Annotated in this window: 16 protein-coding genes and 1 pseudogene; 15 read left to right on the forward strand and 2 right to left on the reverse strand. The window is 71.1% G+C overall.

All coding sequences use genetic code 11. The annotated features are described in order from the left end of the window. Positions 1-183: 183 nt before the first annotated feature. The 3 genes from C4T78_RS31230 to C4T78_RS31240 all read left to right on the forward strand — a co-directional run bounded on the left by C4T78_RS31230 (position 184) and on the right by C4T78_RS31240 (position 4,812). Positions 184-2,022: an NHL domain-containing thioredoxin family protein gene (locus C4T78_RS31230; RefSeq protein WP_093350520.1), complete on the forward strand. Its 1,839-nt coding sequence runs from the start codon at positions 184-186 to the stop codon at positions 2,020-2,022. A gap of 364 nt (positions 2,023-2,386) precedes the next feature. Continuing rightward, complete coding sequence (locus C4T78_RS31235) at positions 2,387-2,707, forward strand: GroES family chaperonin (protein WP_093350517.1); 321 nt, start codon at positions 2,387-2,389, stop codon at positions 2,705-2,707. Between the two features lie 95 nt (positions 2,708-2,802). After that, positions 2,803-4,812, forward strand: a complete 2,010-nt coding sequence (locus C4T78_RS31240; protein WP_093350514.1) for a VanW family protein — start codon at positions 2,803-2,805, stop codon at positions 4,810-4,812. Between the two features lie 193 nt (positions 4,813-5,005). On the opposite strand, the gene C4T78_RS31245 is transcribed toward C4T78_RS31240, so the two are convergent. After that, a complete protein-coding gene (locus tag C4T78_RS31245; protein ID WP_093350511.1) occupies positions 5,006-5,767 on the reverse strand; it encodes an exonuclease/endonuclease/phosphatase family protein in 762 nt (253 codons plus the stop codon). Positions 5,768-6,232: 465 nt separating this feature from the next. On the opposite strand from C4T78_RS31245, the gene C4T78_RS31250 reads away from it, so the two are divergent. The 5 genes from C4T78_RS31250 (at position 6,233) to C4T78_RS31270 (ending at position 12,449) form a co-directional block, all read left to right on the forward strand. Further along, positions 6,233-7,048, forward strand: coding sequence for a basic amino acid ABC transporter substrate-binding protein (locus C4T78_RS31250; protein ID WP_235863427.1), 816 nt, complete (start codon positions 6,233-6,235; stop codon positions 7,046-7,048). Between the two features lie 79 nt (positions 7,049-7,127). Then, positions 7,128-7,973 (forward strand): amino acid ABC transporter permease, encoded by an 846-nt coding sequence (locus C4T78_RS31255; protein WP_093350508.1) that lies wholly within the window; start codon positions 7,128-7,130, stop codon positions 7,971-7,973. A gap of 136 nt (positions 7,974-8,109) precedes the next feature. Beyond that, on the forward strand, positions 8,110-8,868 hold the full coding sequence (locus tag C4T78_RS31260) for an amino acid ABC transporter ATP-binding protein (RefSeq protein ID WP_093351145.1): 759 nt from the start codon (positions 8,110-8,112) through the stop codon (positions 8,866-8,868). Between the two features lie 278 nt (positions 8,869-9,146). Then, the gene (locus C4T78_RS31265) at positions 9,147-11,420 is read left to right on the forward strand and encodes an oxidoreductase (protein WP_093350505.1); all 2,274 of its coding nucleotides are present in this window, start codon (positions 9,147-9,149) and stop codon (positions 11,418-11,420) included. A 180-nt stretch (positions 11,421-11,600) separates the two neighbouring features. Then, positions 11,601-12,449 carry an SGNH/GDSL hydrolase family protein gene (locus C4T78_RS31270; RefSeq protein ID WP_235863426.1) on the forward strand — a complete coding sequence of 283 codons (849 nt, stop codon included), beginning with the start codon at positions 11,601-11,603 and terminating at the stop codon, positions 12,447-12,449. Positions 12,450-12,496: 47 nt separating this feature from the next. Here the strand turns inward: C4T78_RS31270 and C4T78_RS31275 are convergent, their stop codons facing one another. Beyond that, positions 12,497-14,581, reverse strand: coding sequence for an AfsR/SARP family transcriptional regulator (locus tag C4T78_RS31275; protein WP_235863425.1), 2,085 nt, complete (start codon positions 14,579-14,581; stop codon positions 12,497-12,499). A 180-nt stretch (positions 14,582-14,761) separates the two neighbouring features. Between C4T78_RS31275 and C4T78_RS31280 the strand changes: the two genes are divergently transcribed. The 7 genes and pseudogenes from C4T78_RS31280 to C4T78_RS31310 all read left to right on the forward strand — a co-directional run bounded on the left by C4T78_RS31280 (position 14,762) and on the right by C4T78_RS31310 (position 21,794). Further along, positions 14,762-15,187 carry a hypothetical protein gene (locus C4T78_RS31280; RefSeq protein WP_093350502.1) on the forward strand — a complete coding sequence of 142 codons (426 nt, stop codon included), beginning with the start codon at positions 14,762-14,764 and terminating at the stop codon, positions 15,185-15,187. A gap of 52 nt (positions 15,188-15,239) precedes the next feature. Then, positions 15,240-16,946: a PPE domain-containing protein gene (locus C4T78_RS31285; RefSeq protein WP_093350500.1), complete on the forward strand. Its 1,707-nt coding sequence runs from the start codon at positions 15,240-15,242 to the stop codon at positions 16,944-16,946. After that, entirely contained in the window at positions 16,943-17,704 is a 762-nt protein-coding gene (locus C4T78_RS31290; protein WP_093350497.1) for an ESX secretion-associated protein EspG, read from the forward strand. Before C4T78_RS31285 ends, C4T78_RS31290 begins: the two co-directional genes overlap by 4 nt. 20 nt (positions 17,705-17,724) lie before the next feature. After that, positions 17,725-18,006, forward strand: a pseudogene (locus tag C4T78_RS37350) (type VII secretion target); the annotation flags it as partial. Positions 18,007-18,820: 814 nt separating this feature from the next. Continuing rightward, a complete protein-coding gene (locus C4T78_RS31300; protein WP_093350491.1) occupies positions 18,821-19,423 on the forward strand; it encodes a YbaB/EbfC family nucleoid-associated protein in 603 nt (200 codons plus the stop codon). Between the two features lie 83 nt (positions 19,424-19,506). After that, the gene (locus C4T78_RS37470; RefSeq protein WP_093350488.1) at positions 19,507-21,171 is read left to right on the forward strand and encodes a WXG100 family type VII secretion target; all 1,665 of its coding nucleotides are present in this window, start codon (positions 19,507-19,509) and stop codon (positions 21,169-21,171) included. Between the two features lie 98 nt (positions 21,172-21,269). Further along, entirely contained in the window at positions 21,270-21,794 is a 525-nt protein-coding gene (locus tag C4T78_RS31310; RefSeq protein ID WP_143185773.1) for a type VII secretion system-associated protein, read from the forward strand. The last annotated feature ends 3 nt before the right edge of the window (positions 21,795-21,797 follow it).

Here is a 21,797-nt window from a genome sequence, read left to right on the forward strand (position 1 = left end):
TCCAGCCCACGGCCCACCGGTCTCATCACGGGAGGGTCTTACGGGTGAGGGACGGGAACTGCCCCCGGCGGGGGCGCGCACGCGTAGGAGCGGACGCGGCGAGCACCCCGCCGGAAGTCGTCAGGTCTTCCACCTACTAAAGGGGGTCGGGTGGGAAATCCGAGGCCTGATTGACTGGTCCGCATGGCTAAACGACCGCGAGTCCGCGCACCCGAGTTGACCGGCCGTCGGTGGCTGAACACCGGTGGCCGTGACCTGCGTCTTTCCGATTTTCGAGGTCGTTGTTTGGTACTCGACTTCTGGACGTTCTGCTGCATCAACTGCTTGCACGTGCTGGACGAGCTGCGGCCCTTGGAGGCCGAGTTCGCCGCCGAGGTCGTCACGGTGGGCGTGCACTCGCCGAAGTTCGAGCACGAGGCCGATCCCGCCGCGCTGGCCGCCGCCGTCGAGCGCTACGCCGTGCACCACCCCGTGCTCGACGACCCCGAGCTGACCACCTGGCAGCACTACGCCGTCAAGGCCTGGCCGACGCTCGTCGTGGTGGATCCCGAGGGCTACGTCGTGCACGTCGCCGCTGGTGAGGGCCACGTCGAGGCGCTGCGCAGCGTCATCACCGAGGTCATCGCCGAGCACGAGGCCAAGGGCACGCTGCACCGGGGCGACGGTCCTTACGTGCCGCCCGAGGCGCCCGAGACGACGCTGCGGTTCCCCGGCAAGGTCATCGCGCTGCCGAGCGGGAACCTGCTGGTGTCGGACTCGGCGAATCACTCGCTGGTGGAGTTCGCCGCCGACGGCGAGACCGTCGTGCGGCGGATCGGCACCGGTGCGCGCGGTCGGGCCGACGGGGCCGCTCCCGAGTTCTCCGAGCCGGGCGGGCTCGCGCTGCTGCCCGGGCCGCTGGCCGAGCAGGTCGGGTACGACGTGGTCGTCGCCGACACCGTCAACCACCTGCTGCGCGGTGTTCGGCTCGCGGACGGGCACGTCACGACGCTGGCCGGGACCGGCGAGCAGTGGCGCGACGGCAGCGACTCCGGCGCCGGGCCGGAGACGCCGCTGACCAGCCCGTGGGACGTCGCCTGGTGGGAACCCGCCGGTGGCGTGGTGATCGCGATGGCGGGCAACCACACGCTGGGCCTGTTCGACCCGGTGTCCGGCGCGGTGCGGCGGTTCGCCGGGACCACCGTGGAAGGGCTGCGCGACGGCGCGGCCGAGGAGGCGTTCTTCGCCCAGACCTCCGGGCTGGCCGACGGCGGCGACCGGCTGTGGCTGGCCGACTCGGAGACCTCGGCGCTGCGCTGGGTCGAGGCCGCCGACGGCGGGTTCGCGGTGCGGACCGCGGTCGGCACCGGGCTGTTCGACTTCGGGCACGCCGACGGTCCCGCCGACCGGGCGCTCCTCCAGCACCCGCTGGGCGTGGCGGTGCTGCCGGACGGCTCGATCGCGATCTGCGACACCTACAACGGCGCTATCCGGCGCTACGAGCCCGCGACCGGCGAGGTGTCCACGCTGGCGACCGACGTGGCCGAACCGTCCGGCGCCGCGGTGGTGGACGGCGAACTCGTGGTGGTCGCCTCCGCCGCGCACCGGCTGGAGCGGCCGGTTCCGCCCGGCGTCGCCGCGCGACTGGTCGAAGGGGCGTCGCAGCAGGTCAAGCGGCCCGCGACCGAGATCGCTCCGGGCGCGGTGGAACTGGCGGTGGTGTTCACGCCGCCGCCCGGCACCAAGCTCGACGAGCGCTACGGCCCCTCGACCCGGCTGGAGATCAGCTCCTCGCCGGAGGGCCTGCTGCTGGAGGGCGCGGGCGTGGGCACCGACCTGACCCGTCGCCTGGTGCTGGCCGAGGGCGTCGAGCAGGGCGTTCTGCACGTGGTGGCGCAGGCCGCCAGCTGCGACGACGACCCCTCCGTCGAACACCCGGCCTGCCGCCTGACCAGGCAGGACTGGGGCGTTCCGATCAAGATCGCGGCGTCCGGCCCGAAGCGGCTCCCGCTGGTGATGGGCGGCCTCGACACCGAGAGCTGAACCGTTCGGCGGTTCCGGGCCGTGTGGATTGCGGAGCCGTGCGAACGGGCCGTCCGTCTCGGAGGGGGAGGCGAGGGCCCGTTCGCTCGGTGTCCCGCTCCCGAGGATTGCTCCACCTGAGTGACGGTCCGCGTGCGTTATGTACGCCTGATCGGGTGGTGCCGCGAGTTCGTCGGGCACGGCGGGTCGCCGCCTCGACCGGCGCGGAAACCTCCGGGAGCCGGTGTGCCCGGCATCGGCAGAACGGTCCCTACCAGCTGAAACGGCGGTTCCGGTGGGGGTCGCCGGGGGCTGTGGCGGGAGGAGACTCATAACACCTGCCCTGGCCGGTCGGTCATCCGGTGGCGGCAAGTAAACTTTTCGGGTGACCGATGCCAAGCTCGAAATCCAGATGCTGCACGACCGGGTCATGGTGCGCATCTCCCCGGAGTCCGGGGAGCGCCGCAGCACCGGCGGCATCGTGATTCCGGCGACCGCCCAGGTGGCCAAGCGGCTCGTCTGGGGCGAGGTCTTCGGCGTGGGCAGCCACGTGCGCACCGTCAAGGTCGGTGACCAGGTGCTGTTCAGCCCCGACGAGCAGTTCGAGGTCGAAGTCCAGGGCCAGGCCTACCTCGTGATGCGCGAGCGGGACCTGCACGCGGTCGCCACCGAGCAGACCGAGCAGGGCACCGGGCTCTACCTGTAGTCGGCAACCCCGGTCGGTCGGCGACGGCCGGCGAACGCGCAGGAGCAGCGGCTCCAGACGCCCCCACCGCAGGACCGACAGGAGAAGGGGAAGCGGTGCCGGAAAACCACGACCACCAGAGCGGTGCGGAGCCTTCCACCGAACGGCTTCACACCGGTTCGGACCAGCGCTCTAGCGAGCCGGAACGCGACGTCGAGCGGACCACCCGGATCCCCCCGGTGCCCGCGGCCGACGAAGGCACCCAGCGCATCCGGCCGACCGCCGAACCCGAGTCGGACGCCGAGCGCACCGCGCAGATCGCCGCGCTGCCCACCGACTTCAGCAACTTCCCGATCGGTGAGACCCAGGCCATCCCGCAGGTCGCCGGTGGCTGGAGCGCGGCCGTCCCGCCGCAGCCGCCCGCCGAGCGCAAGAAACGCGGCCTGATCCGCGCCGGGATCGCGGCCGGTGCCGCGGTCGGCGTCCTGGCCCTGCTCTACGTGGGCGACCTGGCCCTCACCAGCGGAACCGTGCCGCGCGGCACCGTGGTGGCCGGGGTCGCCATCGGCGGCATGGAACCCGCCGCGGCCGAGAGCGCCCTGAAGGCCGAGCTCGGCCCGGGCCTCGACCAGCCGGTGCAGCTCCAGGTCGCGGACCGCTCGACGACCATCAACCCGGCCGACGCCGGACTGCAGATGGACTGGTCGGCGACCGTGGCGGAGGCCGGTGAGCAGCCGCTGAACCCGTTCACCCGGATCGCCTCGCTGTTCAGCACGCGGGAGGTCGCGCCGGTCAGCCACGGCGACCGGGACCAGCTGGTGCAGGCGCTGGAACAGGCCCGCCCGCAGCTGGACCGCGAGCCCGCCGAGGGCACCATCCGCTTCGAGGGCACCGAGCCCGTCGCCGTCGAGCCGGTGACCGGCCAGTTCATCGACGTGCAGCGGGCCACCGACGAGGTGCTGACGCACTGGGCCGAGGACGGTCCCGTGCAGGTGCCCTTCACCGAGAAGCCGGTCAGCACCACCGCGGACGGCGTGCAGCGGGCGCTGCGCGAGATAGCCCAGCCCGCGGTGAAGTCGCCGGTGACGGTGCGCGGCGAGGGCAAGGACGCGACGCTGGCGCCGGAGGCGATCGCCGCCGCGCTGCGGTTCGAGCCGGGCGACGAGGGCGGCCTGAAGGCCAACATCGACCTGCCGAGCGTGATCGGCGCCGTCGAACCGCAGCTGGCCGACACCATCAAGCCCGGCAAGGACGCCGAGATCGTGCTCGAAGGCGGGCGGCCCGTGGTCAAGCCCTCCACTGACGGCATCGGGGTCAACTGGGACAAGAGCTTCGAACGGCTCATGGACGTGCTGCGCGCCCCGCAGAACCGCTCGGTGCAGGCCGTCTACGAGCACCAGCCCGCGAAGTTCACCACCGAGCAGGCCGACCGGATGGGCATCAAGGAGGTCGTCGGCGAGTTCACCACCGGTGGCTTCGAACCGGCTTCCGGCGTGAACATCCGCCGCACCGCCGAGCAGGTCAACGGCGCGATCATCAAGCCGGGCGAGACCTTCAGCCTCAACGGCCACACCGGTCCGCGCGGCACCGCGCAGGGCTACGTGGAGTCCGGGATCATCCAGGACGGCCGGCCCGGGCGCGCGGTCGGCGGCGGCATCTCGCAGTTCGCCACGACGCTGTACAACGCCTCGTACTTCGCGGGCATGCAGGACGTCGAGCACAAGGCGCACAGCTACTACATCAGCCGCTACCCGGCGGGCCGCGAGGCGACGGTGTTCCAGAGCCCCAGCGGGGCGAGCATCATCGACGTCAAGTTCAAGAACGTCTCCAAGAGCGGCATCCTGATCACCACGACGTGGACGCCGTCCTCGATCACGGTGAAGCTGTGGGGCACCAAGCAGTTCGAGGTGTCCTCGCAGACCGGTGAGCGCACCAACCCGACGCAGCCGCACGAGAAGGTCGTGCCGCCGGGCGAGCCGTGCAGCCCGAGCAAGGGCTCGCCGGGCTTCACGGTGACCGACACGCGGACCATCCGCGACATCACCACCGGTCAGACCCGCAACGAGACCCAGCGCACGCGCTACGAGCCGCAGCCGATCATCCACTGCGGTGCCCCGCCCGCCTGACCGGCGATCACCGGGCCCACGGCTTCAGCTGAAGCCGTGGGCCCGGTTCGCGTCAGCGAGCCTTTTCGTCTGGGTGGTTCCGCAGCTGCGGGGCTCGGAGTGGGCATACATAAGAACGGGCTCCCGGAGACCAGGCGGCCTCTGAGGTTCCGCTACGGGACCACCTACGCAAAACGAGGTTGGAAAACCTCTTTCAGCGGGTGGTCTGGACGAGCAGCCCCGGGTGGTCGGTGCCCTCGATCGGCAGCGTCTCGACCTGCTCGAAGCGGAAGGCGTCCATCGCGAACACGTGCTGGACGCCGCCGTCGTCCTTGCGGTACCAGCCCTCCGGCACGCAGCCCTGGACGTCGGGCTCGCCGCCGGAGACCAGGCTCAAGTCCCCGCCCAGCACCGCTTGCGCGCCGAGCGCGGTCGCGACCCCGGACAGCTCGTGGCACTGGTCGGCCGCCACCCGGACGTCGGTCTCCGACAGGTGCGCGGTGCACGCCGAGACCTGCGAGTACGGCACGCACAGCAGCACGCGCTGCACGCCGCTGGTGTCCTGCGCGGCGAACTGCTGCTCGACGGGTTCTCCCGGTGCGCCCACGTCGGGGTGGGTCAGGATCGCCACGCCGAAGTCGCCGCGGCCGTGCCGGCACCTGGCCGGGTCGCCGGTGCTCGCGTCGCCGACCGGGGTGAACTCCCAGCGGTAGCCGGTTTCGCTGGTCATGCGGGTGATGTCGGACGCGCAGACCTCGTTGACCGTCACCACGTCCGGCCGCCGCTGGTGGATGGCCTCGATCGCGGCGTCGACCGACCGGCCCGCGGAGAAGCAGGCCTCGTCGCCGCTGTTGCAGAGGTTGAGCTGGAGCACGTCGAAGGATCGAGGGGCCTGCGCGTGCGCAGCGGGCAGCACGGCGGTGACCGCCGCGGCGAGCGCGGCCACCGCCCAGAGCACGGTCGAACGACGCAACATCGTGACCTCCTTCGGGGATTCGCGCCGAACGGCTCGACACCCGTTGCAGTCTGCTCACCTGCGGATATTCCCTCGACCGCTGGATGGGGTAGTGGCAACTTCTCGACAGCCGCTGCGCCGGAGGCGTCACACGTGCCGATGATCTGTGCACGGAGGGTGATCACGAGTTCACGTGCGCACGGCGCCCGCGCGCCCGCGGAGCCCCCTGTTGACCAGTGGCGCGCGCCACATGAGACTGAAGGGCCACTCGGTCGGGACGGCACATGTCCCACGGAAATGGGGGAGGTTCGGCGCAATTCCTTTCGCTGCTCGCCCGCTGGGCCGCCAGGTTTGCCGATCTCGGCGGGTGGTGGCGACCGGGGCGGCGGGAAAACTTGATGGCTTCGCAACATTCGGCATTGGGATTACGACCGATCGGGTGGCACCATTCGAGAACTCAGGTCCTCACCTACTAGGAGTGACATCGTGGCGCGTCGCAGAACAACACGAGCGCTGGCCCTGCTGCCCGCTCTGGCCCTCGCCACCGCAGCCGCGGCGGGGTGCGCCGAGTCCACCACCGCGGGCGGCGGCACCGCGGACGGCGGGGTGGCGGTGATCGAGGCCGGTTTCCTCACCACCTGCACGCACATGGACTACAAGCCCTTCCAGTACCACGACCAGGGCAAGATCGTCGGCTTCGACGTCGACCTCGTCGACGCGATCGCCAAGGACATGGGCCTCCAGCAGAAGATCGTGGACACCCCCTTCGAGGGCATCCAGTCCGGCGAGGACCTGAACACCCGGCGCTGCGACGTCGCCGCCGCGGCCATGAGCATCACGCCCGCGCGCGAGGAGAACTTCGACTTCTCCGACCCGTACTTCGACGCCACCCAGGCGCTGCTGGTCAAGAAGGGCCAGCCCATCCGCAGCCTGGGCGACCTGCGGGGCAAGAAGCTCGGCGTGCAGCTGTCCACCACCGGTGAGACCTACGCCAACGACAACAAGGACGCCAACGGCTACGAGGTCGTGCAGTTCGAGGACCTGCCGCTGTCGGTGACCGCGGTGCAGACCGGCCAGGTCGACGCGGCGATCAACGACAACAGCGTGCTGGGCGACTTCGTCAAGAACAACCCGGAGGTGGAGATCACCACCGAGTTCACCACCGGCGACCAGTACGGCATCGGCATGGCGACCGGCAACACGGCGCTGAAGGACCGCGTCAACGCCGCGCTGAAGAAGCTGAAGGACACCGGCGAGTACGACAAGATCTACGAGAAGTGGTTCGGCAAGAAGCCGGAGTGAGCTCGGCGTTCTCGAATTCTCAGCAGCGGGGTCGGCGGATGCTCCAACCGCCGGCCCCGAACACTGATCAGGAGACTTCATGACAACCGACACCGAGCGGCCCAAGTCCAAACTGGGCCGGCGGCAGCGGGCGAGGCTGAACCGGGGCATCCAGTACGCGGTGCTGGTCGTGGTCCTCGTCGTGGTGGCCTTGGTCGCGGACTGGAGCTCGATCGCGCGCGCGTTCTTCAACGTCGACGTGGCGATCGCGCAGTTCCCCGCGGTGATCACCACGGCGCTGGTGAACACCATCATCTACACCGCTCTCGGCTTCGCCTTCGGGCTCGCGCTGGGCGTCGTGCTGGCGCTGATGAAGATGTCGTCGGTCGGCCCCTACCGCTGGATCGCCACCGGCTACATCGAGCTGTTCCGCGGGCTGCCCGCGCTGCTGGTGTTCATCGCGCTCGGTTTCGGCGTGCCGATCGCCTTCCAGCTGCGGTTCGACATCTACTCCACCGCGATGCTCGCGCTCGGCCTGGTCGGCGCCGCCTACATGGCCGAGACCATCCGGGCGGGCATCCAGGCGGTGCCCAGGGGGCAGATCGAGGCGGCGCGCTCGCTGGGCATGTCGCCGACCCGGACCATGATCACCGTGGTGATGCCGCAGGCGTTCCGGATCATCCTGCCACCGCTGACCAACGAGCTGATCCTGCTGACCAAGGACTCCTCGCTGATCTACCTGCTCGGCCTGGCCAGCAACGAGTACGAGCTGGCCAAGTACGGCCGGGCGGCGCTGAACGAGTACGCCTCGCTGACGCCGCTGCTGATCGCCGGGCTGTGCTACCTGATCATCACCATTCCGCTGTCGCGGGTGTCGAACCTGCTGGAGCGCAAGTACGGCGGCGCGGTGCGGACCAAGGGCGGCCACGGAGGTGCCGGGGCATGACCAGCCTGTGTCAACTCCGGCCCCGCTCAACCGCGCATCAGGGGAACGTGACGCGAACCGGCCACGAGGCACCGCGAGACGCGAGATCTATCCCGAACGCAACCACCACTGTGGATCGCGGGGAGGCGGAACAGTGATGATCGAGATTTCCGGGCTGGGCAAGTCGTTCGGTTCGCTGGAAGTGCTGCGCGACGTCGATCTGCAGGTCGAGCGCGGCGAGGTGGTGTGCGTGATCGGCCCGTCCGGGTCCGGCAAGTCCACCTTGCTGCGCTGCGTGAACCTGCTGGAGGAGCCGACCGCGGGCAAGGTCGTGGTGGACGGCACCGAGCTCACCGATCCGGACACCGACCTGGACGGCGCGCGGCGGCACGTCGGCATGGTGTTCCAGCAGTTCAACCTGTTCTCGCACCTGCACGTGCTGGACAACCTGACGATCGCGCAGCGCAAGGTGCTGGGGCGCGACAAGAAGACCGCGGAGAAGATCGCCCGGGAGAACCTGGAGCGGGTCGGGCTGGCCGAGAAGGCCGACGCGATGCCCGCGCAGCTCTCCGGTGGTCAGCAGCAGCGGGTCGCGATCGCGCGGGCGCTGTCGATGAACCCGAAGGTGATGCTGTTCGACGAGCCGACCTCGGCGCTGGACCCGGAGCTGGTCGGCGACGTGCTCGGCGTGATGCGCCAGCTCGCCGACGAGGGCATGACGATGCTCGTGGTGACCCACGAGATGCAGTTCGCCCGCGAGGTCGCCGACCGGGTGCTGTTCATGGACGGTGGCGGGATCATCGAGCAGGGGCCGCCCGCGGAGGTCATCGGCAACCCGAAGGAGGAGCGCACCCGCACCTTCCTCGCCCGGGTCCTCGACCCCACCCACACCCACCCGGAAACCCCCGCCGAGTAGCGGAATCCCGTCGCCCGCAGCCCCATCGGGCCCCGGAGCGGCGCAATTTCAATTGAAATCAGCGGTGTGATTTCAATTGAAATTGCGGAAGCCGTCGGCGTGTCGTCCGCACGACACGCCGACGGTTTGTTTCACGTGGAACCGTCCGATTGGTCCGTTCGGCTGCATTGCTGGTCCGTTCGCAACCTTCTTTCGTGGTCACACGTCGGAGTTGTCGGGGTAGCTGATCGACTACCTTTCGTGTGGAGCGACGGAACGGGACACGGTCGGGGGAACTGGTGGCGGTCGTCAAGCCGTGGGAGAGCAACGGTCCGTTGACCGCGGCCGAGCAGCGGTTCGAGGAACTGCTGCGGCAGAGCCGGGGCGACCGCGCGGCACCGGACACCGGCCGACCGCTGGACGTGCACGCCGTCAACCACGACCCGGAGCGGGTGATCCGCGGCGAGTACCTCAGCCGCCGCCTGGTGGAGTCGCTCGACGAGACCGGCTGGCGGCCCTTCTCCCGGCGCACCGGCCAGCAACCGGTCATCGCCATCGAGAACGCGGTGATCACCGGGCGCGTCGACCTGCGGGCCACCGACCTGCCGTACCTGCTGGAATTCGTCCGCTGCCGGTTCGAACTCGTCCCCGACCTCCGGCAGGCCTCCATTGCCGGGCTGGTGCTCTGGCACTGCCGGCTGCCCGGCCTCAACGCCCGGAATCTCACCACCAGCAACGACACGGTGCTGCGCCACTGCCTCAGCACCGGCGGCATCGACCTGGCGGACGCGCAGCTCGGCGGTTCCCTGCTGTTCAACGACTGCGAGCTGCGCAACCCCGGTGGCCGGGCCGTCTACGGCGACCGGCTGGCGGTCTCCGGCGCGCTGCTCGGACTGCGGCTGCAGACCTCCGGCGAGATCCGCATCCCCGGCGCGAAGGTCGGCGGCAACCTCAACCTCTCCGGCGGCGCGCTGCGCAATCGCGGCCGGATCGCCTTGAACGCCAACGGGATCCAGATCGGCGGCAGCCTGCGCTGCGACGTCGACCCGCTGACCCGGCGGCCGTTCACCGTGGCCGGAGTGCTGTACCTGCCCAGCGCGCACATCGCGGGCGACGTCCGGCTGCGCGACGCGGTGCTCGAACCCGGCGTGATGCCGCCGCGGCGCGGCGAGTCCAAGCACGACGACCCGACCAGCACGCTGATCTTCGACCGCGGCGACATCCGCGGCGACGTGCAGATCGACCAGGGCTTCCGCAGCGGCGGCACGATCCGGATGGTCAGCGCGCGGATCGGCGGCGATCTGCGGATGGCCGGCGCGAACATCGACCTGGGCTGGTCGCGGTCGGCGAAGGCCGCGGTGGAGCAGCCGCTGCGCGCGCTGCACATCGACGGCACCGAGGTGCTCGGCAACGTGGACGCCTCGCGCGTCGACCTGCACGGCCAGGTGCGGATGGTCGACGTGCGGGTGGCGGGCAGCTTCCAGCTCAACCGCGCGCGGCTGCGCGGGCCGCGCACCGACGTGGTGCAGGCCAGCCGGATCAACGTGGGCAGCAACCTGGACTGCCGGGAGACCGACATCTCGGGTTCCGTCCAGCTGCAGGGCGCCCGGATCGGCGCCAACGTCGACCTGCGCTCGGCGCAGCTGACCAAACCCGCGTGGCACCGGCACAAGATGGCCTACAAGCCGTCGGTCGACCTGCGCGCCGCGCAGATCGCGCGCGACCTGGTGTGCGCGGCGGGCAACCGGCCGTTCCTGGCCGAGGGCGAGGTGCAGCTGCGGCGCGCGGAGATCGGGCGGCAGGCCAACTTCCTGGGCTGCCGGCTCGGCGACGGCTCCAGCCGCAACGCGATCAACGCGTTCGGCCTGGTCGTGCAGGAGTTCACGCTGCTGCCGGAGACCGCGCCGCAGGGCCGCATCATGCTGCGGCAGGCGCAGTGCGAGCTGCTGGCGGACAACTCGGAGCTGTGGGCGGCTTCCGGCGGCGTGGACGTCGAGGACTTCACCTACGACAACTTCACCGAGACCATCGAGCCCACCGACCGCGCCACCGTGCTGGAGCGGCTGGGCTGGTTGCGCGCCAACTCCGGCGGTCGCTACCAGCCGGGGCCCTACGACCAGCTGGCGAAGGTGTTCCGCGGCAACGGCAACGAGGAGCACGCGGTCACCGTGCTGATCGAGAAGCAGCGGCGCCGCTACCAGGCGATCGCGGCGGCCACCCGGCCGGTCTTCCGGTTGCCGGTGCGGCTGTGGAGCATGCTGCAGCTGGTCACGGTGAGCTACGGCTTCCGCCCGCTGCGTGCGCTGATCTGGCTGGTGCTGCTCACCGCGGCGGGCACCAGCTGGTTCAGCTTCCACGAGCTGGTGCCGATCAACGAGGAGGACCACCCGGTGTGGAACCCCTTCCTGTACACGGTCGACCAGCTGGTGCCGATCATCAACCTGGGCCACGACGTGATGTGGCGGGCCGAGGGCAACTCGGAGTGGATCACGGTGGTCCTGATCGCGGCGGGCTGGATCCTGGCCACCACGGTCGCAGCGGGCATCACCCGTGCCCTCCGCCGCGACCCGTGACGGGAGACCGCGTCGATTCTCGCGAAATCGACGTCGCGCGCGCCGGGCGTGGCGTCGGCACCTGGGGATTCGTGGTGACGGGGCGGAGTGCACCCGACTGACGGGTGAAATTCCGGGCCGGAGTGGATCTGCCGTGCTAGATCAGGTTCGGCCCTGTTCAGCCACGGCACGGAGGTTCGCGTGGTCCGTCGTCTCCCCCAACTCGCCTTCGCCCTAGCCACCGCGGCAGCCCTGCTCGCCCCGGCCGCCCACGCGGCCGACGACTTCGAGTACGTCGCGCTGGGCGATTCCGCCGCAGCCGGCCCGCTCATCCCGAACCAGGATCCGAACCTGCTCTGCTTCCGCTCCGAGATGAACTACCCGCAGGTGGCGGCCGCGCTGATCGGCGCGGACCTCGTCGACGTGACCTGCTCCGGCGCGAAGATCGACGACTTCTCCCAGCGGCAGTACGGAATCCTGCCGCCGCAGTACGACGTGCTCAGCCGCCGCACCGACCTGGTCACGGTCACCATCGGCGGCAACGACGTGCAGCTGGTGCAGGCCGCGGTCTCCTGCCTGAACCTGCTGCCGGAGCCGCTCGGCAAGTCCTGCGCGGACCGCTTCACCGCGGGCGGGCGCGACGAGCTGGGTTCGCGGATCGACGCGCTGGCGCCGAAGGTGGACGAGATGCTCGCGCAGATCCGCTACCGGGCGCCGAACGCCGAGGTGGTGCTCGTCGGCTACGGAACCTACCTGCGGCCCGGCGGCTGCTACCCGCTGCAGCCGATGTGGTCCCGGGACGCCGACTACGTCCAGTCCAGTGTGGACAAACTCAGCGCGATGCTGCGGGAGCGCGCCGAAGCGCACGGCGCCGGATTCGTGGACCTGGGCCCGGTGAGCGTGGGGCACGACACCTGCGCGGCCCCGAAGGACAAGTACTTCGAAGGCCTCGTCCCGACGTCGGAAGCCGCGCCGCTGCACCCGAACGCCCGCGGCATGGCGGCCTTCGGCCAGGAGGTGGCCGACGCGGTGTCCGACCAGCAAGCCTGAGATGACCGGCAGGAAGCCCCCGTCTGCGCGGGGACTTCCTGCCGGTGTCAGGAGGCGAGGTTCTCGCAGAGGTGCGCGGAGAAGATCGCCTGCGCGCGGGAATCGCCCAGTTCACGCGCGATTCCCAGACCGCGCCGGGACAGCTCGGTCTGCGCCTCCCGGTCGCCGAGGCGGTGGTGGAAGCGCTCCAGCGACAGCGCCAGGTGGCACGCCCGCGCGTGCTCGCCGCGCGAGATCGCCAGTTCGAGCACCCGGTGCAGGTTCGTCTCCTCCGCCCGGAACCAGCTCAGCGCCGCCTGCGCGGTGCGGACCTCGGGCAGCTCGGTGGGAGTCGGCGACACCCAGCGGTGCCACGGGGAGTCCACGACGAACCGCAGGCCGCGGTCGGCGATGTGCATGTAGTGCTCGAGGAGCCTGGTGAAAGCGGCATTGCGCTCCGGCACCGACTCCTCCTGGCCGATCCCCACCGCGTAGAGCCGGACCAGGTCGGACCACCGGTAGCGGCCCTGACCGCTCTCCTGCAGCAGGTGCACCGAGGCCAGCTGCTCCAGCTGGGACTGGGTCTCGTGCGCCGCGGTGCCCGCGAGCGCAGCGGCCGCCAAGCAGTCGATGCTGTCACCGGGGTGCTCGCCCAGCAGCCGGAACAGCCGGGCCGATGCGGGTTCGAGCCAGCGGTAGCTCGCGGCCAGGGCGGTGCGGACGCCTTCGCCGGAGTCCGGCAGCGAGAGCGTGTCCAGCCGGTGGCGGTCGTTGGCGGTCGCGGCGACCAGCGAGCGGATCGTGCGGTTCGGGGCGCGGGCCGCGGCGATCCGCAGCGCCAGCGGGAGCCGGTCGCACAGCTCGGCGAGCTCGGCGGCGGCCTCCGGTTCGGTGTCGATCCGCTTGGCGCCGAGGACGGTCCGGAGCACGTCGACGGCCGCTTCGCGGCTCAGCGGGGACACCGGGATCTGCACCGCGCCGGCCATGGCGGCGAGACCGTTCAGCCTGCTCCGGCTGGTCACCAGCACCGAGCAACCGGCACCGGGCAGCAGCGGGCGGACCTGCGCGGCCGAGCGCGCGTTGTCGAGGACCACCAGCATCCGGCGGCTGGACAGCATCGAGCGGTACAGCGCGGCGCGTTCGTCGGTGTTGTCCGGGATGCGGGCCTCGGCGACGCCGAGCGCGCGGAGGAAACCGCCCAGCACGTGGCCGGGCTCCACCGGATCGGCATCGGCGATCCCCTGGAGGTCGGAGAACAGGCAACCGTCCGGGAACTGCGCGGCCGACCGGTGCGCCCAGCGCAGCGCGAGCGCCGTCTTGCCGACACCGGCCGGGCCGGTGAGGATCTGCACGGCGCCGTCGCCGCGGGTCCGGTCGAGCTGCGCCAGTTCGTCGGCGCGCCCGACGAATCCGGTGCTCTCCCTGGGTAGTTGCGCCGGTGCGGAGGGTGGTTCGGACTCCTCCGCGGCGCTGAGCACGCCGTGGAACGCGGCCTGCAGCGCGGGGCCGGGGACGACGCCGAGCTCTTCGGCGAGCCGGGTCCGCGTCGCGTGGTAGACGTCGAGCGCCTCGGCCTGCCTGCCGGCCTGGTGCAGGCTCAGCACCAGCAGTTCCACCAGGGGTTCGCGCAGCGGCCGCATCGCCACGGCCTCGCGCAGCGGGTTGATCCCCTCGGCCGCGCGGCCGATCCGGTGCAGCCGCCAGGCCAGCTCGTGCACCGCGTTGATCATGGACTCGTCCAGCCGGTCCACGACCTCCCGGCGCAGCCGCTCGGCCGAGACGTCGGCCAGCGGCGGCCCGCGGTGCAGGGACAACGCGGCGTCCAGCAGTTCGACGGCTTCGGCGTCGGGCGCGTCGCGGGCGGCGGCGACCAGGTCCTCGAACTGCGTCATGTCGACCGCGGAGCGCGGTGCGCGCAGCTGGTAGCCGGGCGCGCGGGTGATCAGTTCGACACCGTCGCCGAGGGACTTGCGCAGCTGCGCGACGTGGCCCTGCAGGGCGGCTTTGGCGGTGGGCGGCGGCGCGCCCTCCCACGCCAGGTCCATCAGGCGGTCCGCGGAGACGACGCGGTTGAGGTCGATGGCCAGCGCGGCGAGGATGCTGCGCCGCTTGGCGGCGCCGATCGCGGCCGCACTGCCGTCGGCCCGCAGCATTTCCACAGGTCCCAGCAGGCGTATTCGCAGCTGTGTTGGTGTTCTGGGGGAAGACATCCGCTCTCGTTCGAGTGCTCTACCGTGCGCGCTCGCCTCGCCGCCCCACGAGTTGGTGCGACGTTGGTGCGACGTTGGCGGCGCTTGCCAGCATAGTGCCGTGATGTTGTGGCTGGGGGATTCATGAGCGAACCCGAGGAAGACCAGGCGGTCCAGAACCTGGAGCGCTCCGCCGTGAGTGTGAAGCGGTTGCGCCGAGCGGTGGAATCGCAGCAGCTGCGCTTGGACCCGGCGGCGGGCGAGCAGATCCGCGTCGCCCTCGAGGACCAGATGTCCAAGGTGGACTCCTGGGTGTCCAGGGCGGGCGGTCTCACGGTGAACGCCCCGCTGGGCGAGAACCCGGTCGCGGAGGCGATGGCGACGAAGTTCGCCAATCGGGCCGAGGGCACCGGTCGCTCGTTCAACGATGCGCTGCGGAAGTACCGCGAGGTGCTCGAGGAGGCGCGGGACGCGATCAACGCGGCCATGCGCACCTACGAGCGCGCCGACGAGTACGCGGCCGATTCGTTCCGCAAGATCGCCGATGACGCGTTCCAGCGCCCCGTGTGATGGCGCAGTTGCTGGGGCTCACCTGCCGCAGCCGAGGGGATGAAAGCCTGAGATGACCGAGCCGAAAGCCAAGCTTGGCCAAGACGTCGTTCTGACGGAGACGCAGAACTGGGCCTCGCGCAGCCACGACGAGCTCTACGCGGCGGTGCACAACAACAACGACCCCGGCCGGGTCGGGCAGCTGGCCGACGAGTGGAAGTCGCTGAGCAGCGATATCGACGAGTCCTCGCAGCGGATGTCGGAGAAGCTGCGGTCCACCGAGTCGGGCTGGCAGGGCGAGGCGGCCGACGCGGCGCGCGCGGCGATCCAGCAGCTGGTCGACTGGAACAGCGACGCGGGTGCGACCGCGGGCACGCTGTCGGAGCGGATCGGCACCCAGGGCCGGATCATGGAGGTCGCCAGGGCCGAGATGCCCGAGCCGGTCAAGGGCAAGGAGAACCTGACCGCCGCGCTGATCGGCACCTACACCGCGGGCAACCTCGAAGGCTTCATGCGGGCCACCGCGGACCTGCAGATCCACGAGGCCAAGGCCGCCGATTCGCACGAGCGCGCCGTCCAGGTCATGTCCTGGATGGAGAACGAGTCCCGCAACATCGACCAGGACACGCCGAGCTTCGAGCCGCCGCCGAACCCGGTGGAGAAGATGCAGCTGGTCGCGGCGAAGCGCGTGCTGCCCAGCGTCGAACCGCAGCAGCAGGGCACGCCGATGGAGGACTCCGCGCCGGGTGGCCCCGGTGGCCCCGGCGGGATGCCGCCGGGTGTGCCGGACAGCACGGTGGCGGCCAGCGCCGGCGGCCCGGGAGCGCCCGGTGGCGTGCCCGGCGGTCCGGGCGGCGTTCCCGGTGGTCCCGGTGGCGTGCCGGGTGGTCCCGGTGCGCCCGGTGCCCCGAACATGCCGCCGCTGGGCGGAGTGCCCGGTGGCCCCGGTGGCGTTCCCGGGAAGCCGGGTGGGATCGACGGGCCGACCAAGGCGATGCCGATGCCCAAGCTCGGCGGGCCCGGTGGGATCGACGGCCCGACCAAGGCGATGCCGATGCCGAAGATGCCGCCGCTGGGCGACGTCAGCGGCTCGACGCCGCAGGGCACGAATCCGCAGAGCACGAACCCGCAGAGCTTCAGGCCGCCGAACCTGCCCCCGGTCCCGGGCGGCGGTGGGGATCACCAGTACCAGCCGCGGTCGTTCGGCGACGTTCCGCCGGTGCCGGGCACCAACTGGCCCAACAACCGGCCCGGCAGCACCAACCGGCCGGGCGGTCCGGGCAACAACCCGTCCAGCGGTCCCCAGCCGTGGCGCGGCCCGCTCCCGCAGATCCCGACCGGTGGTGGGCCGGGCGGCGGTCCCGTCGGCACCGGCCCCGGTGGGCCCGGTGGGTTCCGCGGCGGCCCGGTTCCGCCGGTCCCGGGTGTCGGCGGCGGTGGCGCGGGCGGCGCCGGTGGTTTCGGCGGCGCCGGCGGTGGCGCCGGTGGTGGCTCGTCCAACATGACCCCCGGTGGTACTTCGGGTACCGGACGCCCTGGTGAGGGCGGTTTCGGCGGCCGCGGCACGGGCGGTGCGCCCGGCACGCCGGGCGCTGCCGGCGCGGCCGGGATGGGTGCCGGCCCGATGGGCGGCGCCGCCGGTCAGCGCGGCCGCGGCGAGGACGACAACGAACGCCGGGCGAAGTACGTGCAGGGCGGCCAGATCGTCGAGGTGCCCGGCGCCGACCTGCCGCCGCCGGTGATCGGCGAGGGCAAGCGGAAGAAGCGGGACAAGGAATGACGACGACAACAGCGCCGAACTTCGTGCTGTCGGCCGCCGAGTACGACCTGGTCAACGACGCGCTCGGCTTCGGCCGCCCGAAGTTCCCGCTGCGGGTGCCCAGCCTGGGCCGGACGATGGAGGAACGCGCCGACCTCGCCGCCGACGCGTTCCGCGCGCTGGCGGGCCGCGGTCTGGCGAAGGGCGACGAGCTCGACGAGGACCTGGTGGCGATGCTCCGGCTGCTGGTCGAGCACGACACCTCGGTGGACGCGGTCGGCCACCTCGGTGCGCCGGTGCAGGCGTTCGCGGCGGTCAGCCGGCGGTCCGGCGTGCTGGCCCAGCTGGCGGACGACCAGCTGCTGCTGACCGAGATCCGGCCCACCGCGCTGGCCCTGGCCGCGGTGAGCGTGCTGCCGCCCGGCGAACCCGGCGGCAAGCGCACGCTGTCGCTGCGCAAGGAGCAGCTGAACAAGGCGCTCGAAGAGGACGAGGACGATCCGTTCGGCGGGGACTACGACGACGAGACGGCGCTCGTCCGGGCCGGGCTGTCCGGATCGGAGGCCGCGGCGCTGGCCGAGCTCGTCGAAACCCGCGTCGGTGGCGGGCAGTTCGGCGTCACGCACCGGGGCGAGCGGTCGTCGACGCTGGTCACCTGGTTCGACACCAACGAAGGCCGGTACCTGATGGTCAGCGAAGGCGACTGGCTGAGCATCGCCCCGGCAGACAACCGCCGCATCGAGCACCGCCTGGCCGAAGTCCTGGGCAAACTCGACTGACGAGCTGAAGAGGTACAGCCATGACGTTCCAGGTCGAAGCCGAGGACCTGACCGCGCACGCCAGCCACCTGGACGGCCTGGCCGACCGGTTCGACACCGCGATCTCCGCGGCCGAGCAGGCGATGTCCGATGACGCCTACGGTCTGCTGTGCTCGTTCCTGCCGCCCATCATCAACCCCACCGAGGAGGAGGGGATGGCGGCGCTCAAGGCCGCCAAGGAGGGCGTGAGCACGACGGCGGACAACGTGCGCCAGACGGCCAAGGAGTACCAGGAGACCGACGAGGCCGGCGCGGACAACTTCGGCAAGTTCGACGATGCGGTGCGGGTCAAGGAATCCGCCGTCGCGCAGCTCGGCGTCCCGGCCGCTGCCGGTGGTGCGTCGGGAACCGCACCGACCGGCTTCAACGCGAACCCGGGCGAGCCCGTCGGCACGACGCCCGCCGGGTACGACGCGCAGTCCGGCGGCGCGGGCCAGGTCATGCCGCAGGAGTTCGCCGGACGTGCGGCGTCCGGACCGGCGATGAGCTCGGACTCGGACTCGGTGGGGCAGCTGACTCCCGCTTCGTACGCGGAGCCGAAGCAGGCGCCCGAGGGCTTCCAGCGGTTGGAGCCGCGGCAGATGTCGGAGCCGCTGCAGGCCGAGCCCAGGCAGATGGCGACACCGGCGTCGTTCTCGGGGACGTTGGAGCCTGCGCAGCGGGGCGCTCCGGCTGGCGATTCGGAGCCGCTGCGGCCGATGAGCCAAGGCGTTCCGGCCTCGTTCTCGGGAACGTTGGAGCCTGCGCAGCGGGGTGTTCCGGCCGGGGATTCGGAGCCGCTGCGGGCGATGAGCCAGGGCGTCCCGGCGTCGTACTCGGAGCCGTTGCAGCCGACGCAGCAGGGAGTTCCCGCTGGCGATTCGGAAGCGCTGCGGCCGATGAGCCAGGGCGCTCCGGCGTCGTACTCGGAGCCGTTGCGGCCGATGAACCAGGGAATCCCGGCGTCCTACGACGCACCTGTCAGGAATCGCGACGCCTGATCGGCGCACGAGCGGGTCGAACCGCTGAGGCAACACCGCCACCCCGAGCCGGGGCAGCAGGCGGTTCGCAGATGAAGAGTTCTTTGGAGGAAGTGCGATGCCGGGCCAGAACCAGGGCGGCTTCGCTGCGATCGGGGCCGACCCGGACGAAGCGGAGCGGCGGATCCAGGAGTGGGCGAAGGGCTTCGAGGAGAAGGCCCAGCGCTACCAGGCCGTGCAGGCCGAGACCGAGCAGCTGCGGCTGACCGCGACCAGCGACGGCGGCCACATCAAGGTCACGGTGCGCGCCGACGGCAGCGTCACGGACCTGGAGTTCACCGACAAGGTCCGCTCGCTGCCGCCGAGGGAGCTGGCCAACCAGATCCTGTCCACGATGCACCGCGCGCAGGCCGACATCGCCAACAGGGTCGGCGAGACGATGGCGGCGCACCTCGGCGACGAGGACCTGCAAACGCGCACGATGATGCTGGACAACCTCCGCGAGCGCTTCCCGGAGGAGCCCGAGGACGAGTCGGCCGAGCCCGAGGTCTCCTCGAAGTGGGACGCCCCGGCCGAGGAGGAGCCGACGCCGCCTCCGCCGCCGCCCGCGCCGCCGGTCGCCGGACCGAATCCGCCTGCGGCGCCGAAGAAGCGGCCCACCTTCGAGGACGACGACGACCCCGACTTCGACGACCCCGACTTCGACCCGCTGCGCGACTGACCGGCAGAGCACCGGCTTTCCCGCGTCGCCGCCCGCCTGGGCCGTGACGTTTCCCCGACCTGATCTGTTCCTGGAGTGTTGTCGTGACCAATCCGCTGGTGGCGGAGCGCAAGGATTCGACGCAGGCGTTCAGCGGCGTCCCGATCATGGAGTCGGTCGACGAGACGAAGAAGGCCGTCGAGTCCGGCGACTGGGCCGCCGGCGTGATGGGTGCGGTCGGCACCGGCCTGGACGCGCTGACCATGGCGCTGGACCCCTTCGGGTCGATCCTCGCCGCCGGTGTCGGCTGGCTCATGGAGCACGTCGGGCCGCTGTCGGACGCGCTGGACGCGCTGACCGGTGATGCGGATCAGATCAAGGCGCACTCGGAGACGTGGAAGAACGTCGCCACCGAGCTCGGTGAGATCAACACCGAGATGGCCAACATGGTCAACAACGACACCGCCAGCTGGGTCGGTGCGGCCGGTGACGCGTACCGGAACCGCAGCGAGGACACCGCGAAGCTGATCGAGGCGGCGCAGAAGGCCGCCGAGGGCGCTTCCAGCGGGATCGGCACCGCGGGCGAGGTCGTGGCGGCGGTGCGCACGCTGGTGCGCGACATCATCGCCGAACTCGTCGGCCGGTTGATCTCCTGGGCGTTGCAGGTGCTGGCGACGCTGGGCATCGCGATGGCCTGGGTGGTGCCGCAGGTCGTGGCGGCGGTGGCCAAGACGGTGGCCAGGATCGCCGATGTGACCACGAAGCTGGTCAAGGCGATGAAGTCGCTGGGCAAGCTGATGAAGAAGCTGGGCGACGGCTTCGGCGACGCGAGCAAGGCGCTGAAGAAGATCAAGGGCGACCAGGGCCCCGCCGCGAAGGTGGACAGCCCGGCCCCGAACCGCTCGACGGGCAGCGGCGGCCCCGGCCCGAGGGGCGACTCGCCCGCGTCGACCCGCTCGATGAACAACGACGACGGCGTCCGGTCGACTCCCGACGGCCCCGCGTCCACGAGATCGCAGAACGCGAATTCCGACGTGACCTCGCACCGCGATCCGCAGCCGACGAACAGCGCGGGCAACAACTCCGGCAACTCCGGGGCGAAGCCGCTCACCGGCAAGAACTCGTGGGGCTTCAAGGTCGAGTTCAAGCCGGACGACGTGGTGAGCATTCCGCTGAAGGACAAGAACGGAAACGTCATCGGCGTCTCCTTCCCGACCAAGAGCAGCGACGGACCGACCCTGTCGCAGTGGTCCGGAGCGCCCAGCCGGACGAGCGACGCGTCGTACTTCAAGAACTTCCAGTCGTCGAAACCCGCCTCCCCGGACGGCAAGACCCCGGCCCAGCCCGCGACCGGGGTCAACACCGGCGCGCCGTGGAAGGACCCGTTCTACGCGCACGCGCACGCCAACCCCAACGAGTTCGCGGTCGAGGTGAAGAAGCCGTCGTTCTTCGGGCTCGGCGGCGACACCCAGACCGTCACGGTCGACGGGGCGACGCACGGCAAGATCCTGTCGAGCAACAAGTACTTCCAGGACGCGTCGACGGCCAACCCGAATCGGGACGTCGTGTACATGTCGTGCGAATCGGCCAGTTCCTCGGGCAACGCGGCGAAGTCCTCTTCGACCGTTCTGCACGGCTTGGGTCACTCGGGCGCCGTGTACGCCCCTACGGGCACGGGGCACCGGCTGACCAGGCCGGACGGCTCGTGGTCGGGCTACGGTGTGTCAGCGGATCCGGCCGGTGGGACCGGCGAGTTCAAGCGTTTTTGACGTTCGCGCCGCGTTGCGCGAACGGCCGGGCGCAGGCCCGGGCGAGTGGTTGATCGTGGGAACGGAAGGCCCGTACCCGAGCGGAAGGCGTTGCTGTGGTGGATGAAGCTCCGGGCGAGGGCGGTACCCAGGACTGGGCGATGGTGCTCGACCCCAACTGGCAGCCGAGCTATCCGGACGAGCCGCCGCCGGTCGAGGCGATGGTGGGCGGCTGGCGGCTCGACAAGGACGGCAACGCCGGCCCGTTCGAGCCGAACCCGGAGTACGTGCCCTCCAGCCCGGACAGTCCCACCGACCCGGCGGACGCGGTGCTGCGCCTGGTCGCGGAGGGCAAGGAGCCGGTGGACGCGGTGCTCCCGGTGGTCAAGGACGCCCTGCTGGAGGTCGCCGTCGATGACGAGGGCCGACCGCTGGTGGGCCCGGCCCCGGACGGCGCCCCGTGCGTGGCGGTGGTGACCGCGGCGGTGCACCGCCAGCGCGTCCAGACCCCGCAGTGGCACAAGCTCACCGCCGAAGAGCTGCTCGCAGGCCTCCCGCCGGACGTCGACATCCTGCTCAACCCGGGCGCACCCGGCTCCATGCGCCTGCTCGCCCGCGCCCTGCGCGACAGCTACACCGAATAGTCG

It is taken from the genome of Saccharopolyspora kobensis (assembly GCF_900108315.1).
GTDB lineage: Bacteria > Actinomycetota > Actinomycetes > Mycobacteriales > Pseudonocardiaceae > Saccharopolyspora > Saccharopolyspora kobensis.